Origin of the sequence: Treponema denticola (assembly GCF_024181605.1) — a bacterium.
GTDB classification, from domain to species: Bacteria; Spirochaetota; Spirochaetia; order Treponematales; family Treponemataceae; genus Treponema_B; species Treponema_B denticola_B.
Window position 1 is genome coordinate 1437984 of sequence record NZ_CP054477.1, and the last position, 16158, is coordinate 1454141.

14 protein-coding genes are annotated in these 16158 nt (G+C 35.4%); 3 read left to right on the forward strand and 11 right to left on the reverse strand.

Translation table 11 applies throughout. The features are described from left to right. Window positions 1-36 precede the first annotated feature (36 nt). The 3 genes from secG to tpiA form a co-directional block, all read right to left on the reverse strand. Window positions 37-390 (reverse strand): preprotein translocase subunit SecG, encoded by a 354-nt coding sequence (gene secG / locus E4N80_RS06705; RefSeq protein ID WP_010696812.1) that lies wholly within the window; start codon window positions 388-390, stop codon window positions 37-39. A 78-nt stretch (window positions 391-468) separates the two neighbouring features. Continuing rightward, window positions 469-837, reverse strand: coding sequence for a hypothetical protein (locus tag E4N80_RS06710; protein WP_253698396.1), 369 nt, complete (start codon window positions 835-837; stop codon window positions 469-471). Between the two features lie 143 nt (window positions 838-980). After that, on the reverse strand, window positions 981-1733 hold the full coding sequence (gene tpiA / locus E4N80_RS06715; protein WP_253698397.1) for a triose-phosphate isomerase: 753 nt from the start codon (window positions 1731-1733) through the stop codon (window positions 981-983). Between the two features lie 143 nt (window positions 1734-1876). On the opposite strand from tpiA, the gene E4N80_RS06720 reads away from it, so the two are divergent. The 3 genes from E4N80_RS06720 to E4N80_RS06730 all read left to right on the forward strand — a co-directional run bounded on the left by E4N80_RS06720 (window position 1877) and on the right by E4N80_RS06730 (window position 7705). Continuing rightward, a complete protein-coding gene (locus tag E4N80_RS06720) occupies window positions 1877-3562 on the forward strand; it encodes a hypothetical protein (RefSeq protein WP_253698398.1) in 1686 nt (561 codons plus the stop codon). Between the two features lie 175 nt (window positions 3563-3737). Further along, window positions 3738-5837 carry a formylglycine-generating enzyme family protein gene (locus E4N80_RS06725; protein ID WP_253698399.1) on the forward strand — a complete coding sequence of 700 codons (2100 nt, stop codon included), beginning with the start codon at window positions 3738-3740 and terminating at the stop codon, window positions 5835-5837. A 146-nt stretch (window positions 5838-5983) separates the two neighbouring features. Then, window positions 5984-7705, forward strand: a complete 1722-nt coding sequence (locus E4N80_RS06730) for a hypothetical protein (protein ID WP_436411309.1) — start codon at window positions 5984-5986, stop codon at window positions 7703-7705. A 3-nt stretch (window positions 7706-7708) separates the two neighbouring features. Here the strand turns inward: E4N80_RS06730 and E4N80_RS06735 are convergent, their stop codons facing one another. From E4N80_RS06735 to fliI, 8 genes are all read right to left on the reverse strand, one after another. Further along, window positions 7709-8131, reverse strand: coding sequence for a hypothetical protein (locus tag E4N80_RS06735; protein WP_253698400.1), 423 nt, complete (start codon window positions 8129-8131; stop codon window positions 7709-7711). A gap of 2 nt (window positions 8132-8133) precedes the next feature. Beyond that, window positions 8134-8718: an MBL fold metallo-hydrolase gene (locus tag E4N80_RS06740; RefSeq protein WP_253698401.1), complete on the reverse strand. Its 585-nt coding sequence runs from the start codon at window positions 8716-8718 to the stop codon at window positions 8134-8136. Continuing rightward, window positions 8715-9242 carry a pentapeptide repeat-containing protein gene (locus E4N80_RS06745; RefSeq protein ID WP_253698402.1) on the reverse strand — a complete coding sequence of 176 codons (528 nt, stop codon included), beginning with the start codon at window positions 9240-9242 and terminating at the stop codon, window positions 8715-8717. Before E4N80_RS06745 ends, E4N80_RS06740 begins: the two co-directional genes overlap by 4 nt. 53 nt (window positions 9243-9295) lie before the next feature. Then, window positions 9296-10552, reverse strand: a complete 1257-nt coding sequence (locus E4N80_RS06750; RefSeq protein WP_253698403.1) for a YncE family protein — start codon at window positions 10550-10552, stop codon at window positions 9296-9298. 61 nt (window positions 10553-10613) lie between these two features. After that, the gene (locus tag E4N80_RS06755; protein ID WP_253698404.1) at window positions 10614-11801 is read right to left on the reverse strand and encodes a glycoside hydrolase family 3 N-terminal domain-containing protein; all 1188 of its coding nucleotides are present in this window, start codon (window positions 11799-11801) and stop codon (window positions 10614-10616) included. Between the two features lie 13 nt (window positions 11802-11814). Continuing rightward, entirely contained in the window at window positions 11815-14247 is a 2433-nt protein-coding gene (locus tag E4N80_RS06760; protein WP_253698405.1) for a tetratricopeptide repeat protein, read from the reverse strand. Between the two features lie 14 nt (window positions 14248-14261). Then, a complete protein-coding gene (fliJ, locus tag E4N80_RS06765) occupies window positions 14262-14726 on the reverse strand; it encodes a flagellar export protein FliJ (RefSeq protein ID WP_253698406.1) in 465 nt (154 codons plus the stop codon). A 3-nt stretch (window positions 14727-14729) separates the two neighbouring features. After that, window positions 14730-16151, reverse strand: a complete 1422-nt coding sequence (gene fliI / locus E4N80_RS06770; protein ID WP_253698407.1) for a flagellar protein export ATPase FliI — start codon at window positions 16149-16151, stop codon at window positions 14730-14732. Window positions 16152-16158: the final 7 nt, after the last annotated feature.

Consider the following 16158-nt stretch of genomic DNA (forward strand, 5'->3'; position numbering starts at 1 on the left):
AAAAGAGATACCGGATTTATCGGTATCTCTTTTAAACTACTCACCGTCTTTTTGGGTTTCGCCGCCGGCATCATCCGTACTGCCGTCGTTTTTCCACCATTCGGTTGATGTTTCGGTCTGTTTTTTCATTGCCTCTTCGGATAAACCTGAATCCGATGGGCTTTTTGTAATAAGGGCCAATAAAAAGGTCGTTACAAAAAACAGGGCAACAACAACATAAGTAGCCCTTGTTAATACATTGCTCGATTTTGAGCCGAAGGCTGAGTTGCTTCCGCCCGAAAAAAGGCCGCCCAAACTATCGCCTTCTTCGTTTTGTAATAAAACCAAAAAGATAATAATCGCACAAATTATGACAAAAAGTACTAACAAAGCAATACCTAAACCACCCATAATCTAACTCCAATTATAAAAATATACCCTACAGAGTACACTAAAAACGGAAAAGTTTCAATAGCTCTTATTAAATTTTTAGCGGACTTTTCTAAAAATAACGCGTTTTACTACGGTTGTCTTTGTTTTTCCTATTGAAGCGGCTTTTAGATCTTCAACTTCAAATTTTGAAAAAACGTTAGTTCTTTTATATTCAGCGATAAATTCCATAATAATTTTTTCGCAGACAGCTTCATCATAGGTATCGTTATTTTCTTCATATGTAAGGTAAAACTCAACCTGGTTTTCCAATCCGGGAACATCCATCTTCGTCCAATACATTACGGCAGACGGCCTGTCTTTAACCTCAATTTTCTGTGTTTTGGCCGTTACATTTGCCGCATTTTCGGCAAAAACAGCCAAAGCCAATAAAGCCATAATACTAATTGCAAAAAATTTCTTTTTCATGTTAATAACCCTCCAACTCTAAGTTATTTTATTATACTGTAAAGCTAAACAACTATCACAGCTCTTAAGATACTAGCATTTTATTCTCATTTTTTCAAGTAGAGAACCAACATGTTAATCAATCGTTTTCAGTTTTGCCTATTTTACTCGGAAAACAAGGCTATAGGCAAAAATGTTTCCGTTTTAAGACCGGCTCCGCCTATTAAGCCCCCGTCAATATTGGGCTTTTTTAAAAGCCCCGCGGCATTGTCAGGCTTCATAGAGCCTCCGTATTGGATTATCATATCTTTAGCAGCCTTTTCACCATAAAGAGCGGCTAAGGTCTTTCTTATTGAAGAATGGATGGCATCAGCATCCTCAGGGCTTGCATTTTTTCCCGTTCCTATTGCCCAAACAGGCTCATAAGCAATCGTTATCTTATGCAAATCTTGTGCAGAAACCTCTGCGAGCCCTTTTTTAATCTGCCTTTCGCATACGGCTTCGGCATGACCTGCTTCGCGTTCTTCGAGAAGCTCCCCTACACATAGGATAACCTCAAGGCCGTGTTTTAAGGCAAGTTTTACCTTTTTATTGATAAGATCATCGGTTTCTTTATATATGTGGCGTCTTTCGGAATGTCCTAAGATAACGGTTTGAACACCTGCATCCAAAAGCTGAAGAACGGAAACCTCTCCTGTATGAGCCCCTTTTTCTTCCAAGCCCATATTTTGAGCACCCAGCAAGATATTGGAGCCTTTAAGCACGGACGCAACATCTTGCAGAAGAGTAAATGAAGGAGCTATCATGTACTTGTTTTTTCCGTCTTTTAGGCCGGCCTTCATTTCTTCTGCAAGGCTTTTGGCCTCAGCCCTATTCATATTCATCTTCCAATTTGCCGCAATGTAAAACTTTTTCACTTTTTCTCCTTTCTTACGGATAGAATTTAGGTCAAAAGACCTCATTCATATTAAACAGCTTATCCTTTTATGACGGAGTTGTCAAGGCTATAGTTGAATTTTATGTTTTATTGTGGTAAAATGCCTAAATATACGAGGATCTTATGAAATCTAAAAAATATATAGTAATTCTTTTTCTTGTTATATGTTTGATAACCAAAACAGCCCAAACCGGTTTCGCAACTGAAAATGAATCGGAATATGATATACCTTATGCAAAAATTTTTTATGAAAGAAATACTGATGTTTATGACTCGGTATATTTTTTGGCTATCGAAAACGGATTTTCCCCTCTTTCCTATAAAAAACCGCAATCTGCAGCTGAGCTTTATAAAACACTAAGCCTTATTGATAAAGATACTTTAAGCACTATAGGCTTACAGGTATATGAAAATACAAGAAAAACTTTAACACAGCCTAATTATCTTCTTAAACAAAAAATACTTAAATTCAATATAAATGGAGAGCTAGCAATTCAGGGACGGCTTCCATACAATGTTAATAAATATACGCCGCGTATAGACCGGTTTTTATCTTACAATGATATGCCAGCTCCTCTGGCGGTACCTATCGAATTTTTAATCTCAAATTATTTTTATACTTACTGTCATTTAAGCCTTCATAAGAATTTTGCCGCAAGTAAATTTTCAAATACTTTTTTAAACATTCCGTTAAAATTAAAAGACATGGATTTTCATTTTCCAAAACAAGCAGGCATAGCCGTAGGAGGTTCTTTTTTTAACATAAATATCGGCAGAGGCTCTTTAAATTTAGGTAGAGCCTTGGGCGGCAGTATGCTTATAGCAGATACTGTTGACCGTTTTGATTATTTTTCAGGAACTGTGTTCACAAAAAACTTAAAACTGGACGTAACGGTTCTGGAATTAAATCCTACCAGATTTTTATTTACACATGAGGTAAGTTTTAGACCGATAAAACAAATTTCAGTAACACTTCATGAAGGTGTTTTAATAAATTCTTTTTTTGATCCGCGATTTTTAAACCCTGCAATGATTTTTCACAGCCACGCTGCATGGAAAGAAGATTATCTGCCTGGGACTAAACCGGCATCTGAAAATGGAGCAGTAGGAAGCCAATTCGGGATTACGATAGATGCAGTTCCTATAAAAGGATTGAGAATATACGGCCAATTCGGAATGAATCAGTTTCAAACAGCTTCAGAATTAAAGGGCCTAAACGGGAAAAATTATACCCCAAATTCGTTAGGAGGTCTTTTCGGTATTGAATATGTTTACCCTACAAAAATAGGTTATATCATATCTTCAATCGAAGGTATTTATGCAAACCCATGGTATAATATTCTTTCAAATAAAAAAATAAGCTATTATCATTACAGAAAAGAAATGGCTTCTTCGATTTTAGGTGATAGCGGTTCTCAAATAAATACTTGGATTTCAAATCCTTACGGTCCTGATACAATCACTGGTATAGCACAATTCGCTCTTGTAAATCCAAAAAAATATTCGGCAACCCTTACTTATAGACTTGTGTGCAAAGGCGAAAATGAAGATAACTTTTTTGATAAAAATAAAGAAAACCCTTCAGGTGTATATTATCCGGAAGCTGAGGGTAACAACCATCCGGAATGGGTTAATTGGAGAAGTCCAAGCGGTAATCCGATCTTTTTTAACACTATCAAAATCTCAGGATCATACCAAATATTGCATAATTTACTTACACGTGGGAGCTTTGTCTGGACAAATGCATCGGGAAAAATAAAGGGAAATGCGATTGACTTTTCGTTATCTTTAGAATATAGCATACGCTGATTCAAAATTTTATAAAATTTAGGCCGAAATGCCCTCATTTATGTTAAACAGCTTATCCTCCTATGGCAGAGTTGTCAAGAAGGCAATTTTTCGTTTACTTGACATTTTAGAAAAAATTCACTACATTTACTGTAACTAATCTGTGTGAATTAACCTTAAAATATAGAGAGTAAATATGAAAAATATAACTAAACTGATATTGTCGGCAGTGTTGTTATTTGCAAGCTGCACAAATCCTGTAGGAAATAGCTCCGTGCCGTCTTCACCGCAGCAAGGCGGCGGAAGCGGCGGCTCAACGCCCTCACAAATAACCATTACCGTTGCGGGGGATGAACACGTTACGCTTAAAGCGGAAAAAACGTTTACGGCGGATAAGGGAAAAACATGGCACCAGTTAAAAGCTGTTGCGGAAGACAAAATCAACCAGTACGAGGCGGGGCACGAACTCGACGAATGGAAGCTTACCAATGCCGAAGGTCAATCTTTAATAGATGACTATGTTTTTGATACAAACGCAACGGTTTTTATTGTAACAAAACAGCTTCCTTCTCCTCCTTCGCCGCCTCCTCTGGCTAAAATTACAATAACGGTTACAGGCGACACAGGGGTTGCATTAAAAACACCTCCTACATTTGAAGTGGCTCCGGGTAAACGTTGGGATGAAATTGAAGAGCTTGCAAAAAAGAAAATACAAAACTATAAGCCCCATTATGAGCTTAAAAACTGGCGCCTTAACAACGCTTCGGGTGCAGTCTTAGATGACAGCTATATAACACCGTTTAATGCCAATGCAACCGTCTTTATTGAAACAAAACCGGTAGATATAAAGCTTACCATTGAAGGAGATCATGTTGATATAACTTCTCCTGCCGAAATGTATGTACCCAGAGGAACAAAGTGGAGCGAAATAAAAACTGAAGTTATGGGTAAAGTTAATCCAAAATTCGGTTTTGTCATACTTGCATGGAAAAAAGGCAGTAAAACCGGTATCGAATTTTATGATGACTTTCAATTTAGAGGTAAAACGAAGATATATGTCGAAACAAGACCGATAAATGTTACCATCACGGTAAAAGGCGACAGTCATGTTCAGATCGGTGCGTCTCCTACAATCACAAAGCCGTACGGAGTAACGTGGGGCGAAATAAAAGACGAGGCAAAAACGAAGATAACCTGCGAGCAAGGCTATGTGTTTGCCGCATGGAAAAAAGGCAGCATAACCGGAAAAGAGTTGTTTGACATCGACGAGTTTGAAGAAGACACCGAAGTCTATGCGACAACACAACAAGTTCCCGTTCCTGCCGGCGTAAAGGTAACGCCCCCTGCAGGAGGCATTATCGGACATGCCGTTTCGTATACCTTGCCCGGTACCGATACTTCATGGAAGGGTGTATTTATTAACGGGCGTACGGTTAATTTAACTGATTACACTATAGGTAAACACGAAGTTACCGTAAAACTATGGAATGAAGTATGCGAATGGGCAAAAAAGAACGGTTATTTGTTTGAATTTGAACCGGATAACCCCGATACTCCTACGGAAGAGAATCAACCGATGGCAAACATAAGCTGGACCGACTGCATAGCGTGGTGTAACGCGTATACCGAGATGACATTCGGAAACACGGAACAGTGCGTATACCGCACCGGATCGGCATCGGGGAAGGTCATAAAACATGCTTTCCACGGTGATAAAGCGTATTGCGACTTTTCAAAAAAAGGCTATCGTTTGCCGACGGAAGCCGAGTGGGAGTATGCTGCACGTTATCAGGGTAATGACAGCACCAATGCCGAACAATACGGCACTGTCTATCTGACCAATTTGAATTCAGCAAGCGGAGCGGCAAAACCTGTCGGCTTTGAGAATATGACAGTGCCGTCAGGTGAAAGTTACGAAACCTTACGCGCAGAAACCGCTCGTGTTGCAGTTTTCAATAAATGGTGGAACGGCACGGCATTTGCAACACAAACTCCGCCCGTAACCGGTAGAGCAAATGTTGGAAGCAAACCTGCAAACAAACTTGGGCTCTGCGACATGAGCGGCAACGTTGCCGAATGGTGTTGGGACTTATATACTGCAACCGTAAATGCAAGTACGAATGCCTATCCTACCGGTCCTTTCCCTGACTACGAAACAAAACGGGTGGTACGCGGCGGCAACTGGTCTGAAAATACCGAACAAGCCGTGTACGATTGCATGACCGGTAAGCGGAAATGGAAAGGTTCCAGCGGAGCCGATCCTATCAGAGGCTTCCGCTTAGTGTGGCAGGAATAGTGCATTTTTATTAATATTACCGTAAAGAAACTATAGAAACATACGGTACGGATTCCAATTGTGGCATAGAAGTTTATATGTTGACTTTTTACATTCTATTATGGTAAACTCACATAACTTATAGTTATAATATATGAGGAATGTAAATGATGAAAAATAGAATTTTTGTTATACTGTTTATATTTTTTGGGCTGTCTACTTTTTCTCAAGCTGCAGTGGATATCTTTGATCCGTTGTATGAGGATATAAAAATATGGGAAAAGATAGGTTTACTTAATGACTTGTCTTCACTACGGCCTTACCCATTACAAGAAATAAAAAGAATCTTAGATATCGTTATCGAAAAGGGAACCGGCAAACAAATAAAAAAAGCGGAACAATATAAAAAACGCTTATTTGGTAAAATCTTCCATTTTGGAGGAATGACCGAATTCGGCGTTAAAGCACCTAAGGGAAATAAAGACTTTGCTTTGGCCCCATTGATGGAAATAAATTTTTCATTGAATGAAATACTTACAGCTTCTGCTCATGTAAATTTTAGCTTATTAAACAGATTGCCAAAAGATGAATCCCTGCCGGCCTTTAAATTTTCAAAAAAAGACATATTTCCGGATGATAGCGTTGTAGGTTCTTTTACCTTATTGCCTATGTTTAACTCAGGAGTTGCAATAGGCACACCTGAATACTATTTTAGTGCGGGGATGGCTAGAACATCCTTCGGCCCCTTTGATGAAAATAATATCCTGATAGGAGAACAAGCTTTTCATTCGGGACAGTTTATATTTGTCGTCAATAAAGAAAAGTTTACATATAATCAAACTTTACTTGCGATATCAGCATCAGATGACCGAGGTGAATCTTTTTTTCCCAAGAAATTTACGGCAGCACACTCCATAACATATCGCCCCCTTCCATGGATATCGGTAGGACTTGTTGATATAATTACATATGGAGGCAGATTCGAGCCTATTTATCTTCTACCATTTTCAGTATTTTTTATAGGGCAAAGTATATACAACTTTGCTGATGCCAGTATGTTAGGCCTGACACTAGGAGTCAAACCTATCAAAGGCTTAAAAATCGATGCCGTACTCTTGGCTGATGACATAGGCTTTAATGAGATAGTAAAATTCAAAAAAGATGCAAGATGGAGGATGGCTGGTCAATTCGGAGTTTCTTATGCAATGCCTAAAGATCATTGGTTCAGCTTTGCAGATATAAACTATACTCTGGTAACACCCTACTGCTATACCAGCATCCACAATAACAACAGAAAAGAACCTAACTATGAAAATTATACACATAATGGAGAACCTTTAGGCAGCAACCTGCCTCCAAACTCTGATCGAATAAAAGTTAAAGCCCAATTCACCCCGCTGGAAGGTCTTGCAATAAATGTATCAAATACCTTTATCCGCCATGCCAATGTTACGGAAAGTGTATATGATCCTGTAATATTAAAAGAGTATCTTAAAGAAGGAAATTATTCAACTGACGGCTCGATTTTCAATCATTCAGCTGTAGTAGATAAAAATTCAAAAAGAATACACGCTTTCCGTTACTCCACACCCTTCCTAACACAGCAGACAATTCAATATGTCAATCAGCTTGGATTAGAGGGCGTAATTAATCTGCCAATTTTAAAATCAGGCGGTTCAATGCAGTTTAAAATAGGCTATACCTTTGAAACAAATATAAATCCCGGAGTTAATAAGAATATTTATGCAAAGGATCCATCAATCCATGATGGCTCAAGTCCACAGCAAGTATTGGAAGCAGCTGATGAACAGTTAAAAACTTGGAGAGAAAAAGCAGTCGGAAAAGAGTTTAATCATTACTTTAACATAGGCGTAAAAATCTCTTATTAAGAATCATTTAGCGGTCTTTTGCCAGACTTTATTTTTAATTTCCCATGTGCATAGGCCGCTTTTTTCTTCTTTAAATTCAACATCGGCATAGTACCAGCTGCGGCAGCTCAAAATTGAAAAAACAGGCAAGTTTGTTTTTTGTTTTAAGCTCTCAAGTTTTAAAAATATTATTCTTGCCTTTTCACGTGCATCACCTAAGATAAAGCCGCCATTAGCTTCAAAAGAATCGGGAGAATTACAAGGTCTTACAATTAGAGATCCTGACAAAATCGGCGGATAAATTGTAATAAAATCAAATTTTTTCTTTGTTTTAAAAAGAGGAATTGTCTTACGAAAAGGAAAAGGCAAAAGACTTTGAAGTAACTTTTGTTCCTCATAGAGAACGGCCATTAAATTATCAGGTAAAAAAAGACAAGTTTCCGTCATATTTAAAAAGGTTCATTTTCAAAATCTTGAAAAAAAGCATTGAATTTGCGCTCTACCCCTATGGAAGAAGGAGGTCCGTAAAAAGGCATAATAATAAGATTGTCATCCAAGCTCATAAGTTTTGTTTTTAAAATATTACGCAGAGTCCGCTCTGCGTACATATTTGAAGTTTGACCAATCATTCCTGCAGATAAGGATTTCCCGGTAAATATCATATTCTCAAGTTGAAATATATAAGAATATGATGAATGTGCAGGAATTGCAAAATATTTTAAAGGATAACCGGCTAAATTTATAGTTCCATCCCCTCTTAATGTATTTATTGTTGCAGTTTCAGAAAAACAGCTTCCGGCATAAACTTTTGGATTGTAAATTTTTAAAATCGTATTGAGTCCCGTTTCATAAGGGCTTTCAAGGTTATGAGTCAATAGAACGGCTTTAAGATTAAATTCGTTTCTTTCAATTTGATAGATTATCTTTTCGGTAATTTTTGCAGGGTCAATGATAACGGCTTCTTTTGTGATTTCATTTCCGATAAGATAGGTGTTTGCAAAAAGCTGGGACGAAAAGTGAAGATAAACTTTCATACAAATTCATCTCCTTCCGTAAAAACAGCCTCACGGGTATTTGATGATTTATAAGAAACGCCATCTTCTTTCGAATATAAAAACATGGTCTTTTTAAGGTTGCAGTTTTGAAAATAAACGTTTTTTAAAAACGAAAACATAAAACGTGAACTATAAAGATCCGAATCGTTAAAGAATACTTCTTCAGCCTTGATTCCGTTAAAATTATTTTGTAGAAGCTCGGAATTTTTAAAATCCGTGCGTATAATTTTTGCTCCGCCGAATGAGGAAAACTGAATATCTGAATTTTGAAAATCACAAGAGTCTATTTCACAAAAATCAAAAAAACACATTCGAAGATGCAGATTACTGCAATTACAGTTTTTAAATTTACTGTTTAAAAAACTACATCCGGTAAAAGATTTTTTTGAAAAGTCCAAGCCTTCAAATTCCATACCGGATAAATTTAAACTGTTCAAAGAATCAGATTTTTTTAAAAGTTCGAGAAAATCTTCATATTCAGTTTTTTTATCAAAATTAAACATCCGCCCCTTCTTGTTATCGTATTTTAATCTTAAAAAAATATATTTCAAGTAGTTTAAGGCCCAACTTCATATACCCTTATTCTATTATCCAAAAAATCGGATAGGACTATTTTTTTCCCGTCGAGAGAAACGTCCAAGCCTGTAGGCTGATTGCCGGCTTCAATACTTTCAATACGGGTAAAGGTTTTTGTATCGATTATATCGAGACGGCCGAAAACATAACCCTTATACAAATATCCCTTATCCGGATTATTCGGCCCCCTGCATGAAACATAGAGAAGGCTTTTATCAGGCGAAAGCTGAATAGTATTCGGATTAAAAAACACCTTGATACTTGCAACAAGCTCATCCTTATCCGTAGAATAAACTTCAACAATATCATTTCTCATATCCGAAACGTAGATTAGCTTACGCTCATAGTCGGTAACGATGTGCCGCTTTGCCCCCTTTACCCCGCCCTCGTAAACGGTTTTATAATCGGCTAAAGATTTTTTTATAAGTTTACATTGAGAATTACCGGCCGAGTCTTCAAATTGTGCACAGTAGATAAATTTTCCATCTTGAGAAAATGCCATACCTCTAGGAACGGCCTTAGTTTTTATCTTCTTTTCTTCCTTATAAGAAGAAGGATCGATAACGCTTATATCCTGTGAGGTCCAGTTACTCAAATAGACCTTATCAAGGCCGGCATTATAAGCCATTACCTTGCTCCATGTACCTGTAGATTTTATAGTCCTTTTATATTCAAAAGATGTAAGATCAAAGATATGAATTGAGGCTGTAGGCATTTGGCTAACCCATAATTCGTTTTTGTGTTTTAGAACAAGAGATTCTACAAAGCCGAATTTTTCGGCATATTCTTTTGGAGGAGAAATTCGCTTCGTCTCTCCGGTTTCAATATTTATTAGATCAAATCCCGAGCCGTCAAGAAGAGCTACAGCAACGGCTTTATCGTTTACGAAGGTAACGCTCTTAGGTTTTTTTCCTGTGGGAATAACTTTAACTACATCGTATTTTGAATCTGTGGGAGAAAGAACAACAAAGGCTTTTTTATGTTCTATCAGAGTTAAATCCAAAATATGAGTACGGAAGCCTTCTTTTTTTATCACAAGTGAAGTTGTCCTATCTTTTAAAGTAAAACTCAAATGCCCCAGAGTCTTATCGGAAGATATAAGTTTAGATTCAACTTTAAGTCCGTCAGCAAAAAATTCCGCATTTTTATAAGGCTGAAGATTAAGATCAAACGTAAAATCTGCAAAAAGTGATAGAGCAGAAATAATAAACAAAAACACAAACAATTTCTTTTTCATAAAAAATGAAGAATAAACCGAGAATCTCATAAATCCATTTTGCTTGTTTTATAAAACTTTGTCAATGGGATAAAATACTTTCTGCTGCTTTTTTAGCCTTATAAAATTTTTCTTTATTAAATTTATATTTTTCTATAGGCTTCAATAATTCATCAATAATACCCATTTTTATTTTTATTTTTAAAATATTAAATACCGCATCATCAATTCTTTTAAGAAAATCGGACTCGTTTTTCATTTTTTTTGAAATTGCTTCCACAAGCTCTTTAAACTTAGGCTCTGAACACATAACCATATCACAGCCTGCATCAAGAGCTAAAAGTACATTATCGGCTGTCGAGCGCCCATCCGTTTTAAGCGCCTTCATCGCCATATCATCAGTAATAATTAAACCCTTAAAATTTAATTCATTACGCAAAATTTTTTCTATTCCTTTTTTTGAAAAACAAAAAGGGGTTTTATCTATAAAAGAAACTTCTGCATGAGAAATTAACACAGCTTCATCGGTACCATAAAGAATTCGGCGAAAAGGAGCAATAAAATCCTTATAAAAAATATCTTCATTAACATCAATAATGCTTTTTGAAAGATGCGGATCTGTTTCTGCATTTCCGGGGAAGTGTTTAACGGTAGAAAGCACCCCACCCTTTTTCATTCCGGAAATAAAAGTATTGGAATATTTTACTAAAATATCTTCATCATCGGAAAAAATACGATCATCCAAGAAACCGGCATCTTTGGATCTTTCTTTTTCAACAATCGGAGCTAAGTTTAAATGTATACCCAATAGGTGTATTTGCTCTGCTGTATGAGTATATAGAGCTACAGCTTCTTCTTCCGTTAATGTTTCTGCTACCTCTCTAGGTGAAGGCAGGGGCGATCCTATTTTTCTGATTCGGTAAACACGCCCGCCTTCAAAGTCAGAAGCAAAAAAAGGCGGCACAAACATTTTTGATTTGGACAGACTTTGTATGGACTGTTTAACGGATTTTATATAAGAAGCACAAGCTTCAGGAGTATCCGAAAAATTGTAACCGAATAAAATAAAGGCACCTGGTGTATAAGAATCAAAATAAGAGCTTAAATAAGGAGGAAAAGTTTTTTTTCCTTCAATACTCATCATTAAAACTTGAGAAGCCTTGTCTTCTATACTCATCTTTGAAATATATGCTTTGATAGTTTCATCATCACTAAAAAGAGCCGAATAAACAAAAAAACAACAAAAAAAAATGGCGAAAAAACGTTTCATAAATATTCCAAGATTAAATAAGTTTTTGACTTTTTGCAACCTTAAAAAGTCTGGAATTCCATAAATTATTTTGCATATACTTGTCACGTATATCGTTCTCACCTATCGCCAATACGTTTTTTTGCATTGACTTAAAAGCCTTGCTTAGATAGGCAATGCTTTGAGAAGAAGTTTCCCCGTATAATTTAACGGATAAATCATAACACAGATACATATATAAAGATGAGTAAGGATCATTTTGATATAAGGATTCAACAGCCGAGGCTTCCAAATCCGATAAAAAAATCTTACACTCTTCGATATCATACATCTTTGAAAAGTTAATTTTACAATTATAATAATTATAAAAAGCATCAAACATCTTTTTTCCAATAGACATATTATATATGTTTGACCAGATCAGATCTTCAGCAATACTGAAACCTGACTTTAAGTTTATAAAATCAGTTAGACCTGAATTATTATATGCACTATAAATAGAAGATATATCCAAATCCATTTTTTCAAAATCATTATTCAAAATAGGATAAAATAAAAAAGACTCCAACAAAAATAACAAAGCATCATCAGTATAATCTATATATTTCATTAAAAGTTCCTGACCGTTTTTTATTTGCCCCATATAAATTAAAGAACGGCCATACCAAGATTTACATAATGGTTCTATTTTATCAAAATATAAATCCGCAAAATCCGATGCCGTCTTAAAATTTTCTGCAGCCTTAGTAAATTCCCCTATTTGCAAATAAACACGCCCTCTCATAAAAAGATATGGAATTTTCCAATCCTGTTCAAAATATTCATCAACAGCAGCAGCTAAGCGATCTAAAAATGTTATGGATTGTTTTAAGTTATTTTGTAAGAAGTAAACAACACTAATATTAAATAATGCATCACAGATAAAAGATGTATCATGAGAATGTTCGGCATTATCAAGAGCATAAGAAAAATAAGTAATAGCATCGGATATTTTATTTTGCGTTAAATTAAAGAAAGCAAGCAACGAAAAAGCTCTATACTCTCCCGATTCCAATTTATTTTCTTGAAAAAAACCGATTGCAGTTTTTAGATATGCATATGATTTCGCCGTACTATCATCTATGTTTGCAATAATAGAATTTTGATAATATTTTAATGCATCATAAAAAATTTCATTTTTATATTTCTTTAAATCCAAACCTTCAATAGAAGAATCCGAATAATTATGAAATATTGAAGCAAGCAAAAAATCAGGCTTACATTTAAAATTTAAAGAATCAAATACTTTTTCAGTCTCCGAATTTGCATTTAAAATTCCTTTTTTATATTTAGCCCATAAATATTCAGTTATATTTGAATCTATCATATTTTTGCTAAGATTAATACGTCTTTCAATAATTTCAGGTAACCCATAAGGTACGGCATAAATATTATTCTCGACTAAAATAATCCCCATTGAATACATCCAAGCATAAACATCATCAAAAAAGGTCTTACTTTTATTCAATGAAACTAAAAAATCTGTAATTTCATCGTAAAAAAAGTATTTGCCTGAAGAAAGAATAATATATATCAGCTGTAATAAATCATCAGGAATATTATATATTGATGGCAAAGAAGAAGCTAAAGCCTCTATTTCTATATATTTATTAACTGCATATATTTTTTCCGCTTCTTCCAAATTTTTTTTATCGCTAAGATTATCTATTAAAACTTTTACAGACCTTCCAGCATTTTGTTTTTTTATGTAATTCTTCAAATGTATTGCAGAATTTGTCAAAAAAGCATCTATAAAGTATTGAGGCATATCTTTAGAAAATCTATGTTTTTTTAAATAAATGTAAACATTTTTTGTAGCTAAAAAAGAAACTCTATCTTCATTACTCATAGCTTTTAAACAGTCATTATCCAAGGGATTAGCCAAGATAAAATTATATAGAGACCAAAAATAATTATTATTCCGATGCAGTATTATATAAGCTTTTTTTTCAATACTTTTATTATAAGTTAAATTAATATTTTCAAAAAACTTAAATGTAGCGCATAATAAAATTGAAGAATCCGTTTTATTAAAATCAATATATTTTGAAAGTTTATCGGAAGCTTCTTTTGAAGCAAAAAGCCCCATCTCAGGTATTAATTGTTTTTTATACAATGATAAAGATTCAAATAAAGCATCGTGTGAAACATCTTCTTCATAATAGTCGGTAATACATCTCACTTCGGAAATTTTATCTTTATATGAAATTAATATTTTGTTTACATTATATAAAAATCTGGCAGTAGAAAAGACATAAGCAATCGACTTTTTTTTAAATAAAAAATAAAAACCGCCTTGAACCTGTATAAAGTCTGCTCCGTTTGATAAAGCTTCTTCTTTTATTAAGTTAATAAAATCGGTAAGGATTTTTAAATTAATTTTACGTAATTGTCTTTCATATATTATTTCTAAAAAAACACTTAACATGTACTCATCCTTGATTAATTATAGCTTTTAACTGCAATTGTTTTATTGTGACCGAATTTATAAGTTACAATATCATCGATATAGTTTTCTTCCGCCTTTATATTTTCCTTTTTCCATATTTCCCATTTTTTTTCTTTTAGTTTTGAAATTACTTTACGTTTTGATGCAGCCTCAATGTAAATCTTTCTTTTTTCTTCAATAATTTGCTCTGCAATAACCAATTTTTCTAATAAGTCATCCTTTTTTTTATCCAAGAGTATAATATAATTTTGAGCATTATGAAGATCGGTTATATCTATTTTATCTGAGTCAGGATTAAATTCAGATCCCGTTTTTACTTTTAACTTAGCAATTTGTTTTAATTGAATATCGATATAATCTTTATGAGCAATAGCCTGTGCTAACTCAATTTCTGCCTGATGCTCATAAAATTCGCGTAAGTTCAAAAGTTTTTCAAGCCGAAACTCAAACCTTTTCATTACTTAACCCTCAGAATTTGATTTATACAATGCAGAGCTTTCGGAACTTTGAGCATATTTTTTTATAGCTCCTACACCCAATCCGGCCTCATCAAATTCCTCCGAAGGAATATCAATACCTGTAATATCCGAAAGTTTTTGTAATGTATCTTTCAGCTTTGCAGGATCGTCAACCTCTTGAGTTAAAAAATCATAAATACGCGGATAATGTTCTATAGCATCATCGATTGCTGCACTGCTTCCTTTTTGATAAGCGCCAAGGTTTATCATATCTTCGGATTCGGTGTAGTCTTTTAATAATGTACGCATTCGTTTTGATGCACCCTTTGTGTTCGGCCCCGATACTCTGTTGGATAATCTGGAAATACTTTTTAAAACATTAACGGCAGGATATTGTCCTCTCTCGGCAAGATTTCTATCCAAAACAATATGACCGTCTAAAATACCTCGCACAGCATCCGAAATCGGCTCATTCATATCGTCGCCTTCTACTAGTACGGTATAAAATCCTGTAATGGAACCTTTTTCGGAGGTACCGCTTCTTTCAAGCAGTTTAGGAAGGGAGCTAAAAACGCTGGGAGTATAACCGCGAGTTGCAGGAGGCTCTCCTATGGCAAGACCTATCTCTCTTTGTGCCATAGCAAAGCGTGTTACGGAATCAAAAAGAAGCATAACATCTTTTCCTTGATCTCTAAAATATTCTGCAATGGCCGTAGCAGTATATGCCCCTCTTATTCTTGCAAGAGCACTTTGATCTGAAGTTGCACTTACAATAACAGAATGCTTTAAACCTTCAGGCCCTAGATCGTGTTCGATAAAATCTAAAACTTCTCGTCCGCGCTCTCCTATAAGAGCTATAACATTTACATCGGCATTTGTGTTTCTGGCTATCATTCCAAGCAAGGTAGATTTTCCGATTCCCGTACCGGCGAAAATACCAAGACGTTGTCCGCGCCCAACTGCCAAAAGACTATCGATAGCTCGAATACCGGTAACAATTCTTTGTCTTATAGGTTTACGGGTCATAGCATCCGGAGGCGGAGCTACAACAGGATATCTTCTTGCTGAATAAGGTTCAGGTTTACCGTCAGCAGATTTACATAAGGCATCTACAACACGGCCTAGCAAAACATTTCCGACGGGGACGGATAGAATTTCTCCGCTTGCAATAACGAGGTCGCCTATTTTTACACCTTGAACATCGGTATAGCTCATCAGCTGAACGATAGTTCCGTTTAAACCTACAACCTCAGCCTTTAATCCATCAGGATTATCATCCGTAATAATTTGGCAAAGCTCTCCTACGGAAGCAACAGGTCCTTCACTTTCAATTAATTTATCATGAACACGGACAACACGTCCCGTAAATTTTATCGGATCGGTTTCTGAGACAGCATCGGTATATTTATCAAACAGATCTACCATATCGGCA

What these genes read in the sequence shown, in the direction of transcription:
- secG (WP_010696812.1), bottom strand. Translation starts at nt 390, where the DNA reads ATGGGTGGTTTAGGTATTGCTTTGTTAGTACTTTTTGTCATAATTTGT.
- E4N80_RS06710 (WP_253698396.1), bottom strand. Translation starts at nt 837, where the DNA reads ATGAAAAAGAAATTTTTTGCAATTAGTATTATGGCTTTATTGGCTTTG.
- E4N80_RS06720 (WP_253698398.1), top strand. Translation starts at nt 1,877, where the DNA reads ATGAAATCTAAAAAATATATAGTAATTCTTTTTCTTGTTATATGTTTG.
- E4N80_RS06725 (WP_253698399.1), top strand. Translation starts at nt 3,738, where the DNA reads ATGAAAAATATAACTAAACTGATATTGTCGGCAGTGTTGTTATTTGCA.
- E4N80_RS06730 (WP_436411309.1), top strand. Translation starts at nt 5,984, where the DNA reads ATGATGAAAAATAGAATTTTTGTTATACTGTTTATATTTTTTGGGCTG.
- E4N80_RS06735 (WP_253698400.1), bottom strand. Translation starts at nt 8,131, where the DNA reads ATGACGGAAACTTGTCTTTTTTTACCTGATAATTTAATGGCCGTTCTC.
- E4N80_RS06740 (WP_253698401.1), bottom strand. Translation starts at nt 8,718, where the DNA reads ATGAAAGTTTATCTTCACTTTTCGTCCCAGCTTTTTGCAAACACCTAT.
- E4N80_RS06745 (WP_253698402.1), bottom strand. Translation starts at nt 9,242, where the DNA reads ATGTTTAATTTTGATAAAAAAACTGAATATGAAGATTTTCTCGAACTT.
- E4N80_RS06750 (WP_253698403.1), bottom strand. Translation starts at nt 10,552, where the DNA reads ATGAAAAAGAAATTGTTTGTGTTTTTGTTTATTATTTCTGCTCTATCA.
- E4N80_RS06755 (WP_253698404.1), bottom strand. Translation starts at nt 11,801, where the DNA reads ATGAAACGTTTTTTCGCCATTTTTTTTTGTTGTTTTTTTGTTTATTCG.
- E4N80_RS06760 (WP_253698405.1), bottom strand. Translation starts at nt 14,247, where the DNA reads ATGTTAAGTGTTTTTTTAGAAATAATATATGAAAGACAATTACGTAAA.
- fliJ (WP_253698406.1), bottom strand. Translation starts at nt 14,726, where the DNA reads ATGAAAAGGTTTGAGTTTCGGCTTGAAAAACTTTTGAACTTACGCGAA.
- fliI (WP_253698407.1), bottom strand. Translation starts at nt 16,151, where the DNA reads ATGGTAGATCTGTTTGATAAATATACCGATGCTGTCTCAGAAACCGAT.